General features: G+C 68.4%; 18 protein-coding genes and 1 tRNA gene. 12 read left to right on the plus strand and 7 right to left on the minus strand.

The genetic code is table 11. The annotated features are described in order from the left end of the window. Window positions 1-9 precede the first annotated feature (9 nt). From AB0L37_RS01760 to AB0L37_RS01790, 7 genes are all read left to right on the plus strand, one after another. A complete protein-coding gene (locus AB0L37_RS01760; protein WP_365498459.1) occupies window positions 10-1188 on the plus strand; it encodes a siphovirus ReqiPepy6 Gp37-like family protein in 1179 nt (392 codons plus the stop codon). After that, window positions 1189-2127 carry a hypothetical protein gene (locus tag AB0L37_RS01765; RefSeq protein ID WP_365498462.1) on the plus strand — a complete coding sequence of 313 codons (939 nt, stop codon included), beginning with the start codon at window positions 1189-1191 and terminating at the stop codon, window positions 2125-2127. A 1-nt stretch (window position 2128) separates the two neighbouring features. Further along, window positions 2129-4111 carry a hypothetical protein gene (locus AB0L37_RS01770; RefSeq protein WP_365498465.1) on the plus strand — a complete coding sequence of 661 codons (1983 nt, stop codon included), beginning with the start codon at window positions 2129-2131 and terminating at the stop codon, window positions 4109-4111. 62 nt (window positions 4112-4173) lie between these two features. Further along, entirely contained in the window at window positions 4174-4395 is a 222-nt protein-coding gene (locus AB0L37_RS01775; protein ID WP_365498468.1) for a hypothetical protein, read from the plus strand. Next, window positions 4395-5312, plus strand: a complete 918-nt coding sequence (locus AB0L37_RS01780) for an N-acetylmuramoyl-L-alanine amidase (protein WP_365498471.1) — start codon at window positions 4395-4397, stop codon at window positions 5310-5312. The genes AB0L37_RS01775 and AB0L37_RS01780 overlap by 1 nt, the downstream gene beginning before the upstream one ends. A gap of 6 nt (window positions 5313-5318) precedes the next feature. Further along, entirely contained in the window at window positions 5319-5537 is a 219-nt protein-coding gene (locus AB0L37_RS01785) for a holin (protein ID WP_365498474.1), read from the plus strand. Next, complete coding sequence (locus AB0L37_RS01790) at window positions 5534-5788, plus strand: hypothetical protein (protein ID WP_365498477.1); 255 nt, start codon at window positions 5534-5536, stop codon at window positions 5786-5788. Before AB0L37_RS01785 ends, AB0L37_RS01790 begins: the two co-directional genes overlap by 4 nt. A gap of 56 nt (window positions 5789-5844) precedes the next feature. On the opposite strand, the gene AB0L37_RS01795 is transcribed toward AB0L37_RS01790, so the two are convergent. Further along, window positions 5845-5976: a hypothetical protein gene (locus tag AB0L37_RS01795; RefSeq protein ID WP_365499208.1), complete on the minus strand. Its 132-nt coding sequence runs from the start codon at window positions 5974-5976 to the stop codon at window positions 5845-5847. 148 nt (window positions 5977-6124) lie between these two features. On the opposite strand from AB0L37_RS01795, the gene AB0L37_RS01800 reads away from it, so the two are divergent. Next, window positions 6125-7129 (plus strand): NAD-dependent epimerase/dehydratase family protein, encoded by a 1005-nt coding sequence (locus tag AB0L37_RS01800; RefSeq protein WP_365499175.1) that lies wholly within the window; start codon window positions 6125-6127, stop codon window positions 7127-7129. Here AB0L37_RS01800 and AB0L37_RS01805 read toward each other — a convergent pair. After that, window positions 7126-8457 carry a hypothetical protein gene (locus AB0L37_RS01805; RefSeq protein ID WP_365498480.1) on the minus strand — a complete coding sequence of 444 codons (1332 nt, stop codon included), beginning with the start codon at window positions 8455-8457 and terminating at the stop codon, window positions 7126-7128. The genes AB0L37_RS01800 and AB0L37_RS01805 overlap by 4 nt on opposite strands. An 898-nt stretch (window positions 8458-9355) precedes the next feature. Between AB0L37_RS01805 and AB0L37_RS01810 the strand changes: the two genes are divergently transcribed. From AB0L37_RS01810 to AB0L37_RS01820, 3 genes are all read left to right on the plus strand, one after another. Further along, window positions 9356-9613, plus strand: coding sequence for a DUF397 domain-containing protein (locus tag AB0L37_RS01810; RefSeq protein ID WP_365498483.1), 258 nt, complete (start codon window positions 9356-9358; stop codon window positions 9611-9613). 69 nt (window positions 9614-9682) lie between these two features. Then, entirely contained in the window at window positions 9683-10591 is a 909-nt protein-coding gene (locus tag AB0L37_RS01815) for a cupin domain-containing protein (protein WP_365498486.1), read from the plus strand. Between the two features lie 34 nt (window positions 10592-10625). After that, window positions 10626-11009, plus strand: a complete 384-nt coding sequence (locus AB0L37_RS01820) for a hypothetical protein (RefSeq protein ID WP_365498489.1) — start codon at window positions 10626-10628, stop codon at window positions 11007-11009. 359 nt (window positions 11010-11368) lie between these two features. Here the strand turns inward: AB0L37_RS01820 and AB0L37_RS01825 are convergent, their stop codons facing one another. Next, the gene (locus AB0L37_RS01825) at window positions 11369-12319 is read right to left on the minus strand and encodes a hypothetical protein (RefSeq protein WP_365498492.1); all 951 of its coding nucleotides are present in this window, start codon (window positions 12317-12319) and stop codon (window positions 11369-11371) included. Window positions 12320-12470: 151 nt separating this feature from the next. Here AB0L37_RS01825 and AB0L37_RS01830 point away from each other — a divergent pair, with 151 nt between their 5' ends. After that, entirely contained in the window at window positions 12471-12635 is a 165-nt protein-coding gene (locus AB0L37_RS01830) for a hypothetical protein (protein WP_365498495.1), read from the plus strand. A gap of 277 nt (window positions 12636-12912) precedes the next feature. Here the strand turns inward: AB0L37_RS01830 and AB0L37_RS01835 are convergent. The 4 genes from AB0L37_RS01835 to gyrB form a co-directional block, all read right to left on the minus strand. Beyond that, window positions 12913-12986, minus strand: a tRNA-Ile gene (locus AB0L37_RS01835). A gap of 121 nt (window positions 12987-13107) precedes the next feature. After that, entirely contained in the window at window positions 13108-13803 is a 696-nt protein-coding gene (locus AB0L37_RS01840; RefSeq protein ID WP_365498498.1) for a DUF3566 domain-containing protein, read from the minus strand. An 18-nt stretch (window positions 13804-13821) separates the two neighbouring features. Beyond that, window positions 13822-16446: a DNA gyrase subunit A gene (gyrA, locus tag AB0L37_RS01845; RefSeq protein ID WP_365498501.1), complete on the minus strand. Its 2625-nt coding sequence runs from the start codon at window positions 16444-16446 to the stop codon at window positions 13822-13824. Window positions 16447-16488: 42 nt separating this feature from the next. After that, entirely contained in the window at window positions 16489-18561 is a 2073-nt protein-coding gene (gene gyrB, locus AB0L37_RS01850; RefSeq protein WP_365498504.1) for a DNA topoisomerase (ATP-hydrolyzing) subunit B, read from the minus strand. Window positions 18562-18564: the final 3 nt, after the last annotated feature.

An 18564-nucleotide genomic window follows, 5' to 3' on the forward strand; every position in this document is an offset into this window, starting at 1 on the left:
GGGGGGGCTGTGGCGATCCAACTGCTGGTCACGGACCGGAATCTGGTCCCGTCTGGCGACCCGCTCGCGGGGTGGACCAAGCTCGCCGTCGACCTGAATTTCAACCAACCGGCGTCCGGGTCGGTGACCCTACCGGCGACGTCGGCCGTCGAGCAGCTGCTCCAGCCCGGCGGACGGCTGGTCGTCATCCGGGACGGGGAGATCTGGTGCGCGGGCCCCTTCGAGGAGCCACAGCAGTTCTCGTGGGACCTGGAGGCCGACGCCGGTACCGGCACGGTCACGGCCAAGTTCTCGGACGATCTCGCACGCGTCGCCGGGTATCTCACCTACCCGGAGCCCAGCAAGACGTTCGCGACGCAGACGGCCACGGCCAACCTGAAGCGACAGCTGACCTCAGTGAATGCCGGTGCTGCGATCCGCACGCTGGTCAATGAGAACTGCGGGCCAGGCGCCTTGGCCGTGCGGCGGATCGAGCACCTGGTGCTCGGCGGCGCGACGACGGCCGGCAGCACGATCTCGATCGGCACGCGGTTCGAGCCGCTGCTCGACGCCTGCCGTACCGCGGCCGCGACCGACGGGCTCGGCTTCCGCACCCGTCAGGTGGGCAACCAGATCCAGTTCGAGGTGTACCAGCCGCAGGACCTGACCGACACCGTGCGCTTCTCGAAGGGGCTCGGCAACCTGCGCCGGGTGGCCTTCACCATGTCCGCGCCGACCGGCACGTCCGAGCTTGTACAGGGCGGCAACGACCCGGCCGATCAGCCGGCCGAGGGCCAGCCCGCGAACGAGCGCGCATACGTCGAGGTCGTCTCCGGGCACGCGGCCGACTGGTACCGAGTCGAGCGCCTCGTCGAAATGACCGGCACCGTCGCCCCGGCGGAGCTGACGCAGGCCGGGACGCGCGAGCTCGGCGACGACAACCCGCAGGCGTCGCTGGAGACGCTCACCGTCGACACGGAGGACCTGAAGGCGGGGCGGGACTACTGGCTCGGCGACAAAGCGTCCGTCGTCCTGCCGACGGGCCTGGAGGTCGTCGACCTGGTGCAGACGATCCGGCTCGAAGCGACACCGAACGAGGGCGAGCTGGTGACGTCGGTCATCGGTTCCTCGGACAGATCCACGACCACGGCCACGGTGCGCACGGTGCGCGACCTGGCCCGCAGACTCGGACGACTGGAGGCTCGATAGATGGCGCAGAACTCCTGGCCGTCCCCCGCGTACAACTCCCGCAACGTGACCGACGCGGAGTACGAGAAGATCGCCAGTCGTTTCAGTGACGACGGGGTGGACGGCGACCCGACTGGAACCGCTGTCGTATCCGCGGGCGGTGGTCTGTCCGTGAACATCCGCGCCGAGGCCCGCGCGAGCGTACGCGGACATGCCTGGTACTCCGGTGGCACCACGGTCAACCTGGCCGTCGGCGCCAACACGAGCGGGAGCACCCGTGTGGATCGGGTGGTGCTGCGCCTCGACCGCGCCACGTGGACGGTGCGCGCCGTCATCAAGGCGGGTACCCCCGGCGGAGGGGCGCCGGCGCTGACGCAGCAGACCGGCGACAGTGGCACGTACGAGATCCCGCTCGCCAATGTGACCGTGCTGAACGGCGCCTCGTCGGTGAGCGTGGCCCGCGCGGAGATGTACGTAGGAAGCCGCTGCCGACCGTGCACAGCCAGCACGCGGAACCCGGCGCCGGACCGCGGCGAGCTCGGATATGAGACGGACACGGGCCGCCTGATCCTGTGGACGGGCAGCAGCTGGAGCAGCCTCAACGAGAGCTCCGGCAGCGTCTCGTGCGACTCGCCCCTGGCAGCGTGGGCGATCACTGTGGAGTCCTCGCTGGAGATGGTGAACGGCACTGTCTTTCTGCGGCTGGGCACGTGGGACCGGAAGGGGTCAGCGCTCGGGGCAACGACGGACGCACGTCTGCCGGTGCTGATCCCGTCGAAGTACCGGCACCCGAACCGGAACGTCTACGCCATGGCGTACATCTCCGGCGCCCAGATCGGAAGGGTCACCATCTACCCCGCGAACAACGAGCGCGCGGGCCAGGTGTGGATCACACAGAAGCCCGTGATCGGGGTCAACGACAGCGTGCTCCCCGCGAGCGTCAGTTGGGTGGTGGGCTGACATGGCACGTAGCGACTTCGGCGCGGGCATGGCCGACTTCGTGGTCCGTCCGTCCGACGGGCTTTGGGGCGTCGCGGCCGGAGCCGTTGTGACGTTCTGGAGCAGCCCGGATGCGGGCACCCAGTACACCGACCTGCTCGACGCAGTCGGCACGCCTGTGGACAAGGTGACGGCCGATGAGTTCGGGCAACTCCCCACCTTCAAGGGCCCGGACGGGATCACCGGAATGTGGGTGGAGGCGGGCGGGGAGTCCCGCGCGTGGATCGAGGCCCGCGGCGGCGGGGGCGGCGGGGGCGGCGGCCCCGCCGCGTACACCAAGCTGATCCGCGTCGTCGCCTCGGCGACGGCCCCGGCCGACGTACGGTCCGCAGCCGCGTACGTGTGCGACGGCACCGCGGACCAGGTGCAGATCCAGCAGGCGATCGCCGACGCGCAGAACGACGGCGGCGGCATCGTGATGCTGTCGGTCGGCAGGTTCAACACGACCGCTCCCGTCACGGTCGCGGGCACCGCGAACGAGGACAACCCGCTGACCGTCAGCCTGGTCGGCTGCGGTGAGCACGCCACCGTGATTCGGCCGGCCATCAACACCCAGGCCGCGATCGTCCTGACGAACTGGGCGCAGTGCCACCTGGCCCACTTCGGCATCGAGGTGCAGGGCTCGACGACGGGCATCGTGTCGACGGCGGTCACGACCACGGATACCCGCAGCTTCTGGGACTCCTCGTTCCGCAACCTGCGGGTCTACGGGTTCTACGAGCCGACGTACACCGGTTGGGCGATGGACCTGTCCATGCCCTTCCGGAGCGTCTTCGAGAACATCGAGATCGAGGGGACGCGGAACGGGATCAGGCTCCTCAACGACTCGACTGTGCAGAACGCGGGCGACTGCGTGTTCAGCAGGATGTTCATCGAGATCGTCGGCGACGGCGGCGTGGCCATCCACGTCAGCAGCCCGTCGAACAACATGAATCAGAACAACTTCAGCATGGTCGAGGCCGGGGCCAACGGCCCCAACTGCACAGGCATCTTGATCGACGGCGCGAGCGGCGGGGCGAGCCAGCGCTTTTGGGGTACGAACCTGGAGCAGTTCGCCACGCTGGTCAACGTCGCGAACGGCGAGTCGAATCACTTCGACCTCAACTACGTAACGTGCGACAACGACCTCGTCACCGGCAACAAGGCGTTCGTCTGCGGCAGCAACGCGTACGGCAACGTGTTCTCCGCGAAGTGGGTCAACGTCCCGGCCGGGCAGACCTTGAAGCTGATCGAGGACAACAACAACACCTCGAACGTGCCGAACCGATTCCAGGACATCCGGGTCGAGAACAACGGCGGCACGGTCACCTTCAGCAAGTCGACGCACACCGTGCTCCGCGAGATCACCACCTTCAACGACGGCGGCACCATCGCGACCGGGCTGCTGCGCTACCCGGTCGCCGACCCTGGCGTGGGGCTCGTCCTTCCCAGCGACCAAGGCCTGTTGGCCTGGACGTTCGACCCGTGCAACACCATCGACGTGTCCGTGCTCGCGCCCGGCACGGTCTACATGGCAGCCCTGCGCGTACGCGAGCGCACCACCCTGTCGAACATCCACCTGTACCTGTCGACCGCGGGCGCCGGCCTGACGGCCGGGCAGTGCTTCGCCGGGATCTACAACACCGCCGGTACCCGGATCGCGGTGACTGCTGATCAGGCCACGGCATGGGCGAGCAGCGGCGCGAAGACGATGGCGCTGACGGCGCCGGTCGAGGTCTACCCGGGCACGTACTACGTAGCCGTCGTGTGCAACGGCACGACGGGCATCACCGTCTCGCGGGGCTCAGGCAACGCGGGACAGGTGAACATGGGGCTGACCGCGGCGAACGCCCGCTACACCTCCGGCGGTACGGGCTGGACCGCGCAGACCTCGCTGCCCGCGTCCGGCACGCTCGCGAACCGCACGGCCTCCAGCATCATCGCCTTCTGGGCTGCCCTCAGCTGACCCATCCATTGCCCCCTGCCCCGTGCCGTCCGGCCCGGGGCTTCGTCATGTCTGGAGACCTCATGGCAGCAGAGATCCATCCCGCCACCCAGGCGGTGCTCCGGCACTTCGGCTACGACCATCTCCCGCCGCACCTCCAGGAGGTGAGCCGGCCGTTCCACGACCTCGCGCACCAGCTGGCGGAGACGCTGTCGGGGCCGGAGCTCACGACCGCGCTCGGTCACCTCTTCGATGCGAAGAACTGGGCGGTCGTCGCTGCCCTCGCCTCGGGGGTGAAGAGCTGATGGCGCCGCCTCTCTCCGCGAGCAGCTTCCTCGACGCCCTCCGCGACGAGGGCCTGGTCGTCGTCGAGGTCGGCGACTGGCAGCACCACAACCGCAACCACAAGGGCGCGTGGGGCCCGGTGCACGGCGTGATGATCCACCACACCGTGACGTCCGGCAGCGCCCGCACCGTGGCCATCTGCCGCGACGGCCACACGGACCTGCCGGGCCCGCTGTGCCACGGCGTCGTCACGAAGGACGGACGCGTGCACCTCGTCGGCTACGGCCGCGCGAACCACGCCGGCCTCGGCGACGACGACGTCCTCCAGGCCGTCATCGCCGAGACCGCGCTGCCCACCGACAACGAGGCCAACACCGACGGCAACAGCCGCTTCTACGGCTTCGAGTGCGAGAACCTCGGCGACGGCCGCGACCCGTGGCCCGCCGTTCAGGTCGAGGCGATCGTACGCGTGGGCGCCGCACTCTGCCGCCGCCACGGATGGTCAGCCCGCAGCGTGATCCGTCACCTGGACTGGCAGCCCGGCAAGGTCGATCCGCGCGGGCCCGGCCTCGACTGGGAGGACGTCGAGGCCCGCATCGCGAAGCGGCTCGGGCAGACGCCGTCACCCGCGCCGCGGCCTACGCCGTCGCGGCCGGTCGTGGACCTCTCGCAGCTGGTCGCCGCGGCCCGGTCAAATCCGAAGGCCAAGGGCCAGCCGGTGACGTACGCGGGTGTCCGCACGGTCGAGGCCGCGCTGGTCGACGAGGGCCTGCTCGCGAAGACCCTCAGCGACGGGCACTACGGCACGACGACGACCACCGCGTACGCCGCGTGGCAGCGCCGCTGCGGCTACTCCGGCGCGGCCGCCGACGGAATCCCCGGCAAGACCACGCTCGCCCGCCTCGGGGCGAAGCACGGCTTCGACGTGAAGGAGTAACTCCCCATGCTCACCCTCGCTTTCTGGAAGGCCACCGCCGAACGTGCCGTACGGACCGGCGCCCAGGTCCTGATCGGCTCGCTCGGCCTGGACCAGCTCGGCCTCGTTGAAGCCCGATGGACGGAAGGCCTGGCGCTCGCCGGCGGCGCCGCGGTGCTCACCGTACTGACGGCCCTGGCGACACCGAACGGGCCCGGCCTGACGGAGTCGGTGAAGACCGAGTGACCCCGCCGGAGTCGACCCAGGTAGCGGTCGAACTGGAGCGGCTCCGGGGCGCCGTCGATACAGGGTTCGCCACGATCAACGGCCGCCTGGACGTCGCCTTACAGCGGACCGATCAGACGGAGAAGGACATCGCCGAGCTGACACAGCGGCTTGCCGCGCTCGAGCGCGGGCGCTGGCCTCTGCCCTCGCTGGCTGCACTCGTCAGCGTCGTAGCCCTCGGCCTCGCGATCTACGAGGCCATGGCCCGGTGAACACTTCGCCCCCTCCCGCCCTTCGGGCGGGAGGGGGCGCTTCGTCATGTCCGGGATCAAACTCCGGAGTCGGAGCGCGCTATGCCCCAACCCGGGTCGCCCGGTACAGCCCACGACGTGTCGTCGGCACGCCGCAGCCACCCGCTGTCGGATGCCACCACCATCTGGACGTCTCGCTTCGCGGCCATGGCCGCCCCCTCCCTGTCGAACTCTTCAGCAGATCATCAGGCCGTTGCTGGCGTCCCGCAAGGGCTTCGCGAACCTCAGCCCTTCAGCCACTGCCGTACTCACAGCGCACTCTGGTCACTACTCACGCTGAACGCGAGGATCAGCACCATGCGCATCCTCATCCTTGGCGGTACGTGGTTTCTCGGAAAGGCCGTCGCAACCGCTGCTCAGTCCCGAAGCTGGCACGTGACCACCTTCAACCGGGGCCGCAGTGCCCCCGACCTCCCCGACGTGCAGGCGGTGCACGGAGATCGCACCAGCCCCTCGGATCTCAGACAGTTGGCGGAACATGGGCCGTGGGATCTCGTCGTCGACACCTCAGCGTCCGAGATGGCGCCGAAGCAGGTTCTCGACGGTGCCCACGCACTCGCCGCCGTGGCGGCCCGGTACGTCTACGTGTCCACGGTCAACGCCTACACGGGGTGGCCGAACGAGCCGCTCACGGAGGCAAGTGAGACCTACCAAGCGCCTCCGGATGCACAGCGCGACTTCGGCATCGAACACGGCACAACCGTCCACTACGGCATGCAGAAGGCCGGATGCGAGAACGCCGTGCGCAGCGCCTTCAAGGAGCGCGCCACCATCCTGCGCCCCGGGGTGATCCTCGGCCCCGGCGAGTACGTCGGCCGGCTCCCCTGGTGGCTGCGCCGAGCCGAACGAGGCGGGCCTGTCCTGGCACCCGGCCATCCCCAAGCGGCGGTCCAGCCCATCGACGTCCGCGACGTCGCCGCGTTCGCCCTCGATGCCCCGGCCGGCGAGTTCAACCTTGCTGCGCCCCGTGGCCGGGACACGATGGGCGACCTCCTCGGCGCGTGCCTCCGCGTCACCGGGAACCGCGGGCACCTCGTCTGGGCGAGCGACGACGTCCTGACGGAGCACGGCGTACGCGAGTGGACTGAGCTCCCGCTGTGGCGCACCGCGCCGGGTACGTGGGCCGTTGAGACGCACCGCGCTCGGGCGGCCGGCCTCGTGTGCCGCCCGCTCGCCGACACCGTGGCGGACACGTGGGCGTGGCTTGAGGCAGGGGAGGGACCGGTAGCGCACCCTCGTTGGGACGACCATGGGATCGCCCCGACGAAGGAAGCGGAGATCCTGGCCGCGGCGCCGGACTAGTTTCCCTCTATCGCGAGTCGGCTGCCGGGCAGCGGGCGTGCCGCGGCACGTGCCACGAAGTCCTCGATCTGCTCGCCCAACGAGCGCGCCAGCGTCGCGGTCGCCACTTCCGGCCGAGTGAGCTGAGCGCGCAGCTGGGCGACGCGGTCGACGAGGCCAATGGTGCGCCACTCCACTGCGGTAGTGAGCACGGCCGCGAGCGCCTCGTCGGCGCCATCGAGCTCGCCGCGCAACAGCCGTGCTCGGGCCAGGTCGACGGTCACCTGCATCTGAACGGGGCGATCGGCGTGCGCGTCGTCCTCCAGGAGCCTCAGCGCGTGGATGGCTGACGCTTCAGCATGCTGCGAGTCGCCGAGCACCAGGTACGTGGTGGCATGGCTCATCGCCGCGCGCGCCGGACCAAAGGCGAACTCACCGCCCACAGCGTCGTGCAGGTCGTCACTTAGCTCAGCACCCGGGGCAAGAGCGGCCTGGATGGCTCGCTCGGCTTCCCGTTGCTGGCCCAGATGGGCGTGGGCGCGGGCTTCGATCGCCGCGAGGCGGACTCGCCCCATGTCGCCAACTCCCGTGAACGACTTTGCGATCTGAACGTTCCGCAGCGCTGCCATTGGCCGCGCGTCCCAATAGGCCAGGTACGCCAACACGCCGTGTGCGTATGCCTGGAGAGGGCCGTGCTCGATGGTCTGCCCGTACATCGCCGACGTGCGTGCGAACTGGACGGCCGGTCCGAGCATGGCCAGATCGAACGACGCCACAGACAGCAGCGCGCTCGCCTGCCCTGCCGCGAGATACAGCCTCTCCTGCTGGCGCGGTCGCTGGGTTCGATCCAGCTTGTTCTGTACGTCGAGCAGCAGGTCCTCGGTCCGACGGAACGCGGCTCCTGGGTCGGTCGTCTCGTAGTCCACCGCCAGGGCGCGCACGTCGTCCTCGACTTGATCCAGCGTCATCTCAGGGAGATGGGCAGAGGCAGCATGCCCGGCATGGGCAGCAGCGTCACGAGCAGTCATAGCAATGTCGCTTTCGTTGAGCGCGGGTTGCAGGTTGACCGCTGCCTGCCTGGCCGGGCCCAGTAGCTCCAGCACGGGACGGCTGAACATGCGCTCCAGGATCCGGGGGGCCGGCGGGTTCGGCGGGCGGCGCTGTTGCCCACTCGTCCACCGGCGCCACGTCGGCTCGGACACGTCCGCGGTGCGGTACATGTCGTCGCCCAGTTCATCGGCGATCTGCCGACCGACGCGGCGGAACTCCTTCGCCCCCTCCGCGTACGTCAGAGAGCGTGCCAGGACGAGGGCATGGAGCAGGTTCCGAGGCTCTTCCAGCTGCGTCATGGCGGCTCCCTCCTCGCGTCCGGCACGACCTGGCCGAGGGCAGCCGGTCAGCACCCTGACTATCCCTCCGACATCCTGCCGGGGAACGGTGTCCGAGGAGGTGATACCCACGTGATTCCCCTCCGCTGTCGGTGAGTTGCAGGTGATATCCGCAGCCCATGGCCGATGTCCTCACGGCTCGGAACCCTTGGTGGCCTGAGACGACAGTCACCGATTGAGGGGGCGCGGACCGTGAGCGTCGAGAAGCCATCCCCACCAGCAGGCCCGAGAACTTCGTCACGGGTCGCGGTCGTCGAGACCGTCCCGATACTGACGCCGCCGACAAGCGATCTGACCGAGGCCCAGCAGTGCGGGCGCAGCTGCGTCTGGTGCGGCTCTCCGCTGATGATGACCAGGCGGAGCGTCGACCTCGGCGAGCGCAAGGACGAGACCGGCCGCCGGTGGTTTCCGCGTGCTTGTCCGCCGTGCACTGCGCGCTCGGTGTACGAGCAGCTCCTCAGCCACGCCGGCTCCTGCGAGCAGTGCGTGGACGACGGATCCCTTTGCCGTTCCTCGGCAGAGCTCCGCCGGGTGCTTCGCCAAGGACGGCGCGGATGAGCGAATACCGCCGCGTGTGCTGGCGCTGCCAGCAGCCGATCGTCCGGGGGCAACCGTCTGAGACCCGCGATGTCTTCAGCTCGTCGGGTCCCGGAGCGGTGATCGAACTCCACCAGCAGTGCGACCGGACGCCTCCGCCCTCGCAGCGGTACCCGGCCGTTCGCTGCCCCCACTGAGCCCCCGCCGCGCGTCGCGTTGCCTGCATCTACGCGACGCGCGGCGGGTCGCAAGTCCCGCTCCCCGAGCACTCCGTAGGCATTCGGCACTCGGGGAGCGGTCCCTACTACCCGAGGAGAGTGCCATGCCCGAACCTCAGCAGGCTACGACCAACCTGTACGAGCGCGCGGTGGACGGTCCGTTCGCGGCGCTGTGCGGGGGCGGCCAGGACAACGACGGAAACATGGAGGACTGCATCACGATCGCCCAGCTGGCGGGCGGCGGCTACGCGCTCGGCGACACCAAGCCCGAGGGCAAGAACCGCGAACTCCGCATGACCGCGTCGGAGATCACCTCATTCGCTCGCGGCTGGCTGGAGCAGCTCACGGACACCACGGCCTGACGTTCCACCACGGGCGCCCCTCACCGGGCGCCCGTGCCCTCCTCCCGTTCGTCACCGCCAGGAGCCCGGATGCCTCTCGCCGACCTGATCCCCAGCCCTCACCAGACTCTGACGCCTTGGCCGAGCGAGCCATTGCTCTTCTCCCACCCGCCCGAGAACTTCCACCACCTGCTGACCCTCGCCGAAGTCGACGAGCTGATCGACACCGAGTGTGTCGCCGCGCAGAACGTCGTCCTCATCAAGGACGGCAAGGTCATGGAGCGATACACCTACATCGACGGCGACATGCCCCGCCGCGGCGCCGTACGCCAGCACCTCAACGACGGCGGCACGGTCTCACTTCGCCAGCTCCAGGCCGTCAAGCCGACCCTCTCCCGCCTCCAGCACGAGATGCAGAGCGACACCGGATGCCGTGTCCACGTGAACGCCTACCTCACCCCGCCCGGCAACCAGGGGCTGAAGTACCACTACGACCCCTACGTGACGCTCATCGTGCAGCTCGCCGGGCGCAAGACGTGGCCTCTTCACGAACCGATCGTCCCCAACCCGCTGCCCGAATTCGGCAACTTCCTCGGCCGCGGTTTCACCGACGACGAGCGGAAGTTCCTGGCCAACACCCCGCCGACCCAGGAGTTCACGCTCGCTCCCGGTGACGTCTTCTGGCTGCCGCGCGGATACATCCACTCGCCCTACACCGCAGGTGATGAGCCGTCCCTGCACCTGACTTTCGCACTGAAGGAACGGACCCTCCACTGGCTCGCAGACCTGGTGACCCGCGAGCTCCTCGACCAGGCCCTCGTCGACCCCGCCCTGCGGGAGGGCTTCCCCCTCGGGCACCTCGGCGCGGCGCCACAGGACGCGGTCGCGTTCGTCCGCGAGTACCTCATCGGTGCGCTCCTACTCATGGACGCGAAGGAGATATCGGAGCTGGCCACGGCCGCATCGCGCGACGCCGCCGTTGTCAGTCCCTCCCGCTAGCTTCTTGCCCCCCTCTCACCCTCCGGGAGCCCGAGTGCCCGACCCCCATTGGCACGCCTACACCTACGGCGGCAGCACCTACACGGACGGTCAAATCCGTCGCGGAGCAGTCCCCGCCTCCTACCCGCCCATCGAGATCAAGGACTGGTTGACCAGACCCCGCGACCACATCGAGGGCACCTTCACCGAGGTGGAAGAGGCCATGAGCTGGCTGAAGATCCAGCTCGACCTAGCACCCCCCGTGGACGCGAAGTCGTTTCCCGTAGACGACCGACTCGATCGCGCTCGCGCGACGCTGCGGCAAACCGCCGGCAACGACGTGGTGTTCGGCTACTACACCGGATCGCGCATGTACGTGTCGCGCGCCCTGATCGCCTGTCCCCGCCCTGGAATGAGTTGCCCGGAGAGGCTGAGTTAGGACCACCGCGCCGAGCTAGCCCCAGATCCTGGCGGCCCTGCGGCCGGTGAACGCGGGGGCAGTGTGATGTGCGTCCGCTGTCTCCGCAAGGCGCTCGGCAAATCTGGCTGAGCGCAAGCGCCCTGCCCTTCGTATGAAGGGCAGGGCGCCTTACTGTGTGCCCAGACGCTCCCCGCCGAGTCAGTCGGCGGGGAGCGCCCTTCCGGCCGGGAGCCTCCCGAGCATCCCGGCCGGGCTTGCTTGGGGCTGTGCGTCAGACGGACGGAGGGGATGCGTCCGTCTCCCCACACCGAGAGTAGCGAGACCGTCCCCGGTCCACAGGTACTCCAGGTTCTGTGCACAGGACATCGACATGACGTTCACGCCGCGTCCTCGCTCGCGCGCTTCCGTCCCCACCACGCCATGAGCTGGTACATGGTCACGCCGCCGTGGGCTTCACGCAGTACGGCCAGTTCCTTTGCGACGGTGCGCCGGGCGTATCCGAGGCGCGGGCCGACCTGGTCCTGCGAGGCGCCGTAGTACAGGGCGTCGAGGATGTCCCGTTGACGGGCGGTGACGATGTCCTCGCCCTCGCGCTCGACGACGTCCTGCCAGGGGGTGGCCCGGTCCCAGAAGAGGAGGTAGACCATGCGGGCCCAGGCGACGGAGCCGAGGTCGCTGATGTGTACCCCGCTGTCGGGTTCGTCGTTCTCGTCGAGGCAGTTGTCGACGAAGAGGTGCCGCTGGTCGATGAGCATGAGGCGGGGAAACTCGCCGGGCATGGCTCGGACTTCGGCGCCGGCCTTGGCGATGGTGCGGATGTGCTCGCCGGTCTGGGCGTGCAGGACTGCGGCCGTGTTGTAGAGGCAGCGGAAGCGGACGCCGCGGTCGAGGGATTCCAGGACGCGTTCCGTGCCCAGGCGGACGATCTGCGGGTCGCGGTCTGCTGGTTCGCCGGGCTGTGCGGTGTACGCCTCGACGGTGGCCTGGGAGCTGACTTCGCCGATGCGCTGGTTCATCAGGTCTCGGCTGACGAGGAACTCCGAAGAGGGGCCGCCGTGCCAGCGGTTGGGGTCGAAGTGGGACGACAGCCTGGCGATGTCGGGCAGGCGCTCGACCTTGCCGACGGTCTCGACGAGTTCTGTCAGCGCTCCGGTCAGGAGGCGTTGCACGGCGCCGCGGGGGTCGCGGGGGATGTGGCGGCTCGGGTCGTCGGGGCGGGGGGTGATGAGTCCGAGGTCCAGGAGGTGATCGACGGCGGGGCCGTCGGCCTCCTGGCCGTACGCGATGCGCCGGTAGGCGTCGGCTTCTGCTGCCCCGAATTGGTCCACGGATTCCCCCCAGTGGTGTGCAGGTTCGTGCGCGTGCATAAACGTGCGGCACGTTCCTCTTGGATATCACGGGGTGTACGTGGCAGAGTACCGATTGCCACAACCAACCGGATGCGTGTTCGATTACTGCGCACCGTCGAAAGGGCCGCCCATGTCCAGACTCCGACTCGCAGCCGCATCCCTCGTGCTCGCCCTCGCGGCTCTCCTGGGTGGCGGCGCCGCAGCATCCGCAGACGAGGCACCAGCCCCGGCGCCCGCGCCGGCAGCCGAGACCCCGAGCGTCATCGCCGCCCCGACAGACCTCGGCTGGGGCTGACCCGCAGACGCCGGTCGGCGAGCTCGGGAGGCAAGCCGACCGGAGACACATCGAGCCCCCTGCCGAGGGAAACGGCAGGGGGCTCGATGCTGCCCAGAGAGTAGACGGAGCGACCGGCTTCTGGGCACCTCAGCTTCTGACATCAACGGCGCGCCGTCGTGACATCCGCTCTGGCCAGCAAGTTACGGGGTAGTAGCGGGGTAACAAGATCAACAAATGTAGATGGCCGGTAGATCCTGGGGATCTACCGGCCATCTGACCTGGCGTTAAGCCGCTGTGGGGCTAACAGGATTTGAACCTGTGGCCTCATCCTTATCAGGGATGCGCTCTAACCAACTGAGCTATAGCCCCGCCGCGCTCTGCGGTGTGTGTCCCGCGCGCTGACCTCTGAAGATTAGCGCACGAGGCGGCCAGTCCCAAAATCGATAGTCCTGGCCCGCCCACCTGCGGTGCGCACGTGCGGGAAGCGCGCCTACTCGTCCTCGGCGAGCGTGAGCTCGATACCGCCGACGAAGCCCGCGGAGAGGTTGTAGATGAACGCGCCGAGCGTCGCGAGCGCCGTCGCGAGGACGACGTCGATGACCGCGATGACCGTCGTGAACATCAGCACGCGCGGCAGCGACAGGAACGACTGAAGGTCGAAGCCGTTGGACTCGTTCGAGCCCGTGGCCTCGGAGATCGTGCCGCCGACCGTCGAGAAGACGCCCATGGCGTCCATGACCATCCACAGCACGGCGGCCGCGATGATCGTGCAGATGCCGAGGGCGATGGAGAGCAGGAAGCTCACCTTCATCACCGACCACGGGTCCGCCTTGGCCACGCGGAGCCTGGCCTTGCGGGTGCGTGGCGTGGTGCGCGCGCCGGTACGGGGCCTGCGCACCGCCCCCGTCGCCGCCGGCGCGTTCTGGTACGCCTGCGGCGGGTGGTACGGCTGAGCCTGCTGCTGGGGCTGCTGCCTCTCCCCTGGCAGGGCCCCGCCACCGTCGCCGTACTGCTGTTGTGTCTGCGGACCTCGGGTGTCCGTCACAGTTCCCCCCTGGGATCCATGAGACTCGTGCGAGTCGGTCGAGCCTTTGACGTCATGAACGTCGTGAGCGGAGCCACGGCCGCTCTCGGTGTCCGTACCGGTGGATGTACCGGTAGAGCCTGCGCCCGTGGCTCCGCTCACGATGGTTCACTCCTCGCGCTACTCGGCCGAGGACTGCCCGCCCTCGTCCGTTCCGGCGGCCGTGTCGTTCTGAACCGATTCGTCGGTCACGACACCCTCCGCGTCCTCCGCGGCGTCGCCGTCGACTTCCTCGGCCTCACGACCGGCCTCGGCGTTACGTGCGATGCCGACGACGGCATCGCGCTTGCCCAGGTTGATCAGTTGGACGCCCATGGTGTCACGGCCCGTCTCCCTGACCTCGTTGACTCGCGTACGAATCACACCGCCGGACAGCGTGATGGCGAGGATCTCGTCGGTCTCCTCGGTCACCAGAGCGCCGACGAGCTCTCCGCGGTCCTCCACGATCTTGGCGGCCTTGATGCCGAGGCCACCGCGACCCTGGACGCGGTACTCGTCGACGTTGGTCCGCTTCGCGTACCCACCGTCGGTGGCGGTGAACACGAAAGTACCGGGCCGGACGACATTCATCGAGAGCAGTTCGTCGCCGTCGCGGAAACTCATGCCCTTCACACCGGACGTGGCACGGCCCATCGGACGCAGCGCGTCGTCGGTCGCGGTGAACCGGATGGACTGCGCCTTCTTGCTGATGAGCAGCAGGTCGTCCTCGGCCGAGACCAGTTCGGCGCCGATCAGCTCGTCGTCCGAACCGTCCGCCGCCTCCCGCAGGTTGATGGCGATGACACCGCCGGAGCGCGGCGAGTCGTAGTCCTTCAGAGGCGTCTTCTTGACGAGGCCGGCCTTGGTGGCAAGCACCAGGTACGGCACCGCTTCGTAGTCGCGGATGGCGAGGATCTCGGCGATCGACTCGTCCGGCTGGAAGGCCAGCAGGTTCGCGACGTGCTGACCGCGCGCGTCGCGGCCGGCGTCGGGGAGCTCGTACGCCTTCGCGCGGTAGACGCGGCCCTTGTTGGTGAAGAACAGCAGCCAGTGGTGCGTCGTGGAGACGAAGAAGTGGTCGACGATGTCGTCTTCCTTGAGCTTCGCTCCGCGCACGCCCTTGCCGCCACGCTTCTGCGAGCGGTAGTCGACCGTCTTGGTGCGCTTGACGTAGCCACCGCGCGTGATGGTGACGACGATGTCCTCTTCGGCGATCAGGTCCTCGATGGACATGTCACCGTCGAAGGGCACCAGCTTGGAGCGGCGGTCCTCGCCGAACTTGTCGACGATCGCCGCGAGTTCCTCGCTGATGATCTGCCGCTGGCGCTCGGGGGAGGCCAGGATCGCGTTGTACTCGTTGATCTTCGCCTGGAGTTCGTCGTGCTCGGCGACGATCTTCTGGCGCTCCAGGGCGGCCAGTCGGCGCAGCTGCATCTCGAGGATCGCGTTGGCCTGGATCTCGTCGATCTCCAGGAGGCCCATGAGGCCCTCGCGCGCGACGTCCACGGTGTCACTGCGCCGGATGAGCGCGATGACCTCGTCGATGGCGTCCAGGGCCTTCAGGAGGCCGCGCAGGATGTGGGCGCGCTCCTCGGCCTTGCGCAGCCGGAACCGCGTACGGCGGACGATGACCTCGACCTGGTGACCCACCCAGTGGCGGATGAAGGCGTCCAGGGAGAGGGTGCGCGGCACGCCGTCGACGAGCGCCAGCATGTTGGCGCCGAAGTTCGTCTGAAGGTCGGTGTGCTTGTAGAGGTTGTTCAGGACGACCTTGGCGACGGCGTCGCGCTTGAGCACGATGACGAGGCGCTGGCCGGTGCGCGACGAGGTCTCGTCGCGGACGTCGGCGATGCCGCCGACCTTGCCGTCCTTGACGAGGTCGGCGATCTTCTGCGCCAGGTTGTCCGGGTTGACCTGGTACGGGAGTTCCGTGACGACCAGGCACTGGCGGCCCTGGATCTCCTCGACCGCGACGACCGCGCGCATCGTGATGGAGCCACGACCGGTGCGGTACGCCTCTTCGATGCCCTTACGGCCCACTACAAGGGCGCCGGTCGGGAAATCGGGGCCCTTAATGCGCTCGATAAGGGCGTCCAGGAGCTCCTCGTGCGAGGCCTCCGGGTTCTCCAGGTACCACTGGGCGCCGGCCGCGACCTCGCGCAGGTTGTGCGGCGGGATGTTGGTGGCCATACCGACCGCGATACCGGCGGAGCCGTTGATCAGCAGGTTCGGGAAGCGGGCCGGCAGGACGGTCGGCTCCTGGGAGCGGCCGTCGTAGTTGTCCGTGAAGTCGACGGTCTCCTCGTCGATGTCACGGACCATCTCCATCGACAGCGGCGCCATCTTGCACTCGGTGTAGCGCATGGCGGCCGCCGGGTCGTTGCCCGGAGAGCCGAAGTTGCCGTTGGAGTCCACCAGCGGCATGCGCATCGACCACGGCTGCGCCAGGCGGACCAGGGCGTCGTAGATCGAGGAGTCGCCGTGCGGGTGGTAGTTGCCCATGACGTCGCCGACGACGCGGGCGCACTTGTAGAAGCCCTTCTCGGGCCGGTAGCCGCCGTCGTACATCGCGTACAGGACGCGGCGGTGGACGGGCTTGAGGCCGTCCCGTACGTCGGGCAGCGCGCGGGACACGATGACGGACATCGCGTAGTCGAGGTACGAGCGCTGCATCTCCGTCTCGAGCCCGACGGGCTCGATCCGCATGGCGATGTCGCCGCCCTCTTCAGGGATGCCAGGAGTACTGGGGGTGTTCTCGTCGGCCATTGCTGGTGAAGATCCTTTCTGCGGCGGTCAGCTGAGACCGACTCAGATGTCGAGGAAGCGGACGTCCTTGGCGTTGCGCTGGATGAACGAGCGGCGCGCCTCGACGTCCTCACCCATGAGGACCGAGAACAGGTCGTCGGCCTGGGCGGCGTCGTCGAGCGTGACCTGGCCGAGGACGCGGTGCTCCTGGTCCATGGTCGTGATGCGCAGCTCCTCGGCGTTCATCTCACCGAGACCCTTGAAGCGCTGGACCGAGTCGTCCTTGATGCGCTTGCCGGCCTGCTTGCCCAGCTCGATCAGGGCGTCGCGCTCGCGGTCCGAGTACGCGTACTCGAAGTCCTCGCGACCCCACTTGATCTTGTAGAGCGGCGGGCGCGACAGGAAGACGTGCCCGGCCTCGACCAGCGGCCGCATGAAGCGGAACAGGAAGGTCAGCAGCAGGGTGTTGATGTGCTGACCGTCGACGTCGGCGTCCGCCATCAGGATGATCTTGTGATAGCGGAGCTTCTCGATGTCGAAGTCCTCGTGGACTCCGGTGCCGAACGCGGAGATCAGCGCCTGGATCTCCTGGTTCTGCAGGATCTTGTCGATCCGCGCCTTCTCGACGTTGAGGATCTTGCCTCGGATCGGGAGGATCGCCTGGTACTGCGGGTTCCGGCCGGACTTGGCCGAGCCGCCGGCGGAGTCACCCTCGACGATGAAGATCTCGCACTTGGTCGGGTCGTTCGACTGGCAGTCGGAGAGCTTGCCCGGCAGGGACGCCGACTCGAGCAGGCCCTTGCGACGCGTCAGGTCGCGCGCCTTGCGGGCCGCCACGCGCGCGGTGGCCGCCTGGATGGACTTGCGGATGATGTCCGAAGCCTCGTTCGGGTTCCGGTCCAGCCAGTCCGTGAGGTGCTCGTGCACGACCTTCTGGACGAAGGTCTTCGCCTCGGTGTTGCCCAGCTTGGTCTTGGTCTGGCCCTCGAACTGCGGCTCGCCGAGCTTGACCGAAATGATCGCGGTCAGACCCTCGCGGATGTCGTCACCCGTGAGGTTGTCGTCCTTCTCGCGCAGCAGCTTCTTGTCGCGCGCGTACCGGTTGATGAGACCGGTGAGCGCCGCGCGGAAGCCCTCTTCGTGGGTGCCGCCCTCGTGCGTGTGGATCGTGTTGGCGAAGGAGTAGACGCCCTCGCTGTAACTGGTGTTCCACTGCATCGCGACCTCGACGGAAAGGAGCTTCTCCTTGTCCTCGGCCTCGATGTCGATCACCGTGGGGTGGACGACCTCGCCCTTGCGGGAGTTGAGGTACTTCACGAAGTCGACGATGCCGCCTTCGTAGTGGTACGTCACCGTGCGCGCTTCGTGGTCGTCAGCGCCCTCGGCGGTGTCGGCACCGGCCGTGGCCTTGGCCGACTCGCGCTCGTCGGTGAGCTTGATCGTCAGGCCCTTGTTGAGGAAGGCCATCTCCTGGAAGCGCCGCGACAGCGTCTCGAAGGAGTACTCGGTGGTCTCGAAGATGTCGCCGTCGGCCCAGAAGGTGACCGACGTGCCGGTCTCCTCGGTGGCCTCGTGCTTCGCCAGCGGCGCGGTCGGAACGCCCGCCTTGTAGTCCTGCGTCCAGCGGTGGCCCTCCGTCTTGATCTCGACGGAGACCTTGGTGGACAGCGCGTTCACGACGGAGACACCGACGCCGTGCAGACCACCGGAGACGGCGTAGCCGCCGCCGCCGAACTTGCCGCCCGCGTGCAGGACGGTGAGCACGACCTCGACGGCCGGCTTCCCCTCGGAGGGGATGATGCCGACGGGGATGCCGCGGCCGTTGTCGATGACGCGGACGCCGCCGTCGGGCAGGATCGTGACGTCGATCGTGTCCGCGTGACCGGCGAGGGCCTCGTCGACGGAGTTGTCCACGACCTCCTGCACCATGTGGTGCAGGCCACGCTCACCGGTCGAGCCGATGTACATGCCAGGTCGCTTGCGGACCGCGTCCAGCCCTTCGAGGACGGTGATCGCGCTCGCGTCGTACGAGGCGTCTGTCGCCCCTACGTTCGCGTGCGCGTCAGCGTCGGTGGTCGGGATGTTCTCGTTGGGGTTGCCGGAATCGGCCACGAAGCGCCCTTTCTGGCACAGCACAAG

Source organism: Streptomyces sp. NPDC052225 (assembly GCF_040679615.1).
Taxonomy (GTDB): domain Bacteria; phylum Actinomycetota; class Actinomycetes; order Streptomycetales; family Streptomycetaceae; genus Streptomyces.

Excerpts from the sequence above, each read along its gene's own strand:
- AB0L37_RS01765 (WP_365498462.1), top strand. The coding sequence starts at position 1,189 with ATGGCGCAGAACTCCTGGCCGTCCCCCGCGTACAACTCCCGCAACGTG.
- AB0L37_RS01770 (WP_365498465.1), top strand. The coding sequence starts at position 2,129 with ATGGCACGTAGCGACTTCGGCGCGGGCATGGCCGACTTCGTGGTCCGT.
- AB0L37_RS01775 (WP_365498468.1), top strand. The coding sequence starts at position 4,174 with ATGGCAGCAGAGATCCATCCCGCCACCCAGGCGGTGCTCCGGCACTTC.
- AB0L37_RS01780 (WP_365498471.1), top strand. The coding sequence starts at position 4,395 with ATGGCGCCGCCTCTCTCCGCGAGCAGCTTCCTCGACGCCCTCCGCGAC.
- AB0L37_RS01785 (WP_365498474.1), top strand. The coding sequence starts at position 5,319 with ATGCTCACCCTCGCTTTCTGGAAGGCCACCGCCGAACGTGCCGTACGG.
- AB0L37_RS01795 (WP_365499208.1), bottom strand. The coding sequence starts at position 5,976 with ATGGCCGCGAAGCGAGACGTCCAGATGGTGGTGGCATCCGACAGCGGG.
- AB0L37_RS01800 (WP_365499175.1), top strand. The coding sequence starts at position 6,125 with ATGCGCATCCTCATCCTTGGCGGTACGTGGTTTCTCGGAAAGGCCGTC.
- AB0L37_RS01805 (WP_365498480.1), bottom strand. The coding sequence starts at position 8,457 with ATGACGCAGCTGGAAGAGCCTCGGAACCTGCTCCATGCCCTCGTCCTG.
- AB0L37_RS01810 (WP_365498483.1), top strand. The coding sequence starts at position 9,356 with ATGCCCGAACCTCAGCAGGCTACGACCAACCTGTACGAGCGCGCGGTG.
- AB0L37_RS01815 (WP_365498486.1), top strand. The coding sequence starts at position 9,683 with ATGCCTCTCGCCGACCTGATCCCCAGCCCTCACCAGACTCTGACGCCT.
- AB0L37_RS01830 (WP_365498495.1), top strand. The coding sequence starts at position 12,471 with ATGTCCAGACTCCGACTCGCAGCCGCATCCCTCGTGCTCGCCCTCGCG.
- gyrA (WP_365498501.1), bottom strand. The coding sequence starts at position 16,446 with ATGGCCGACGAGAACACCCCCAGTACTCCTGGCATCCCTGAAGAGGGC.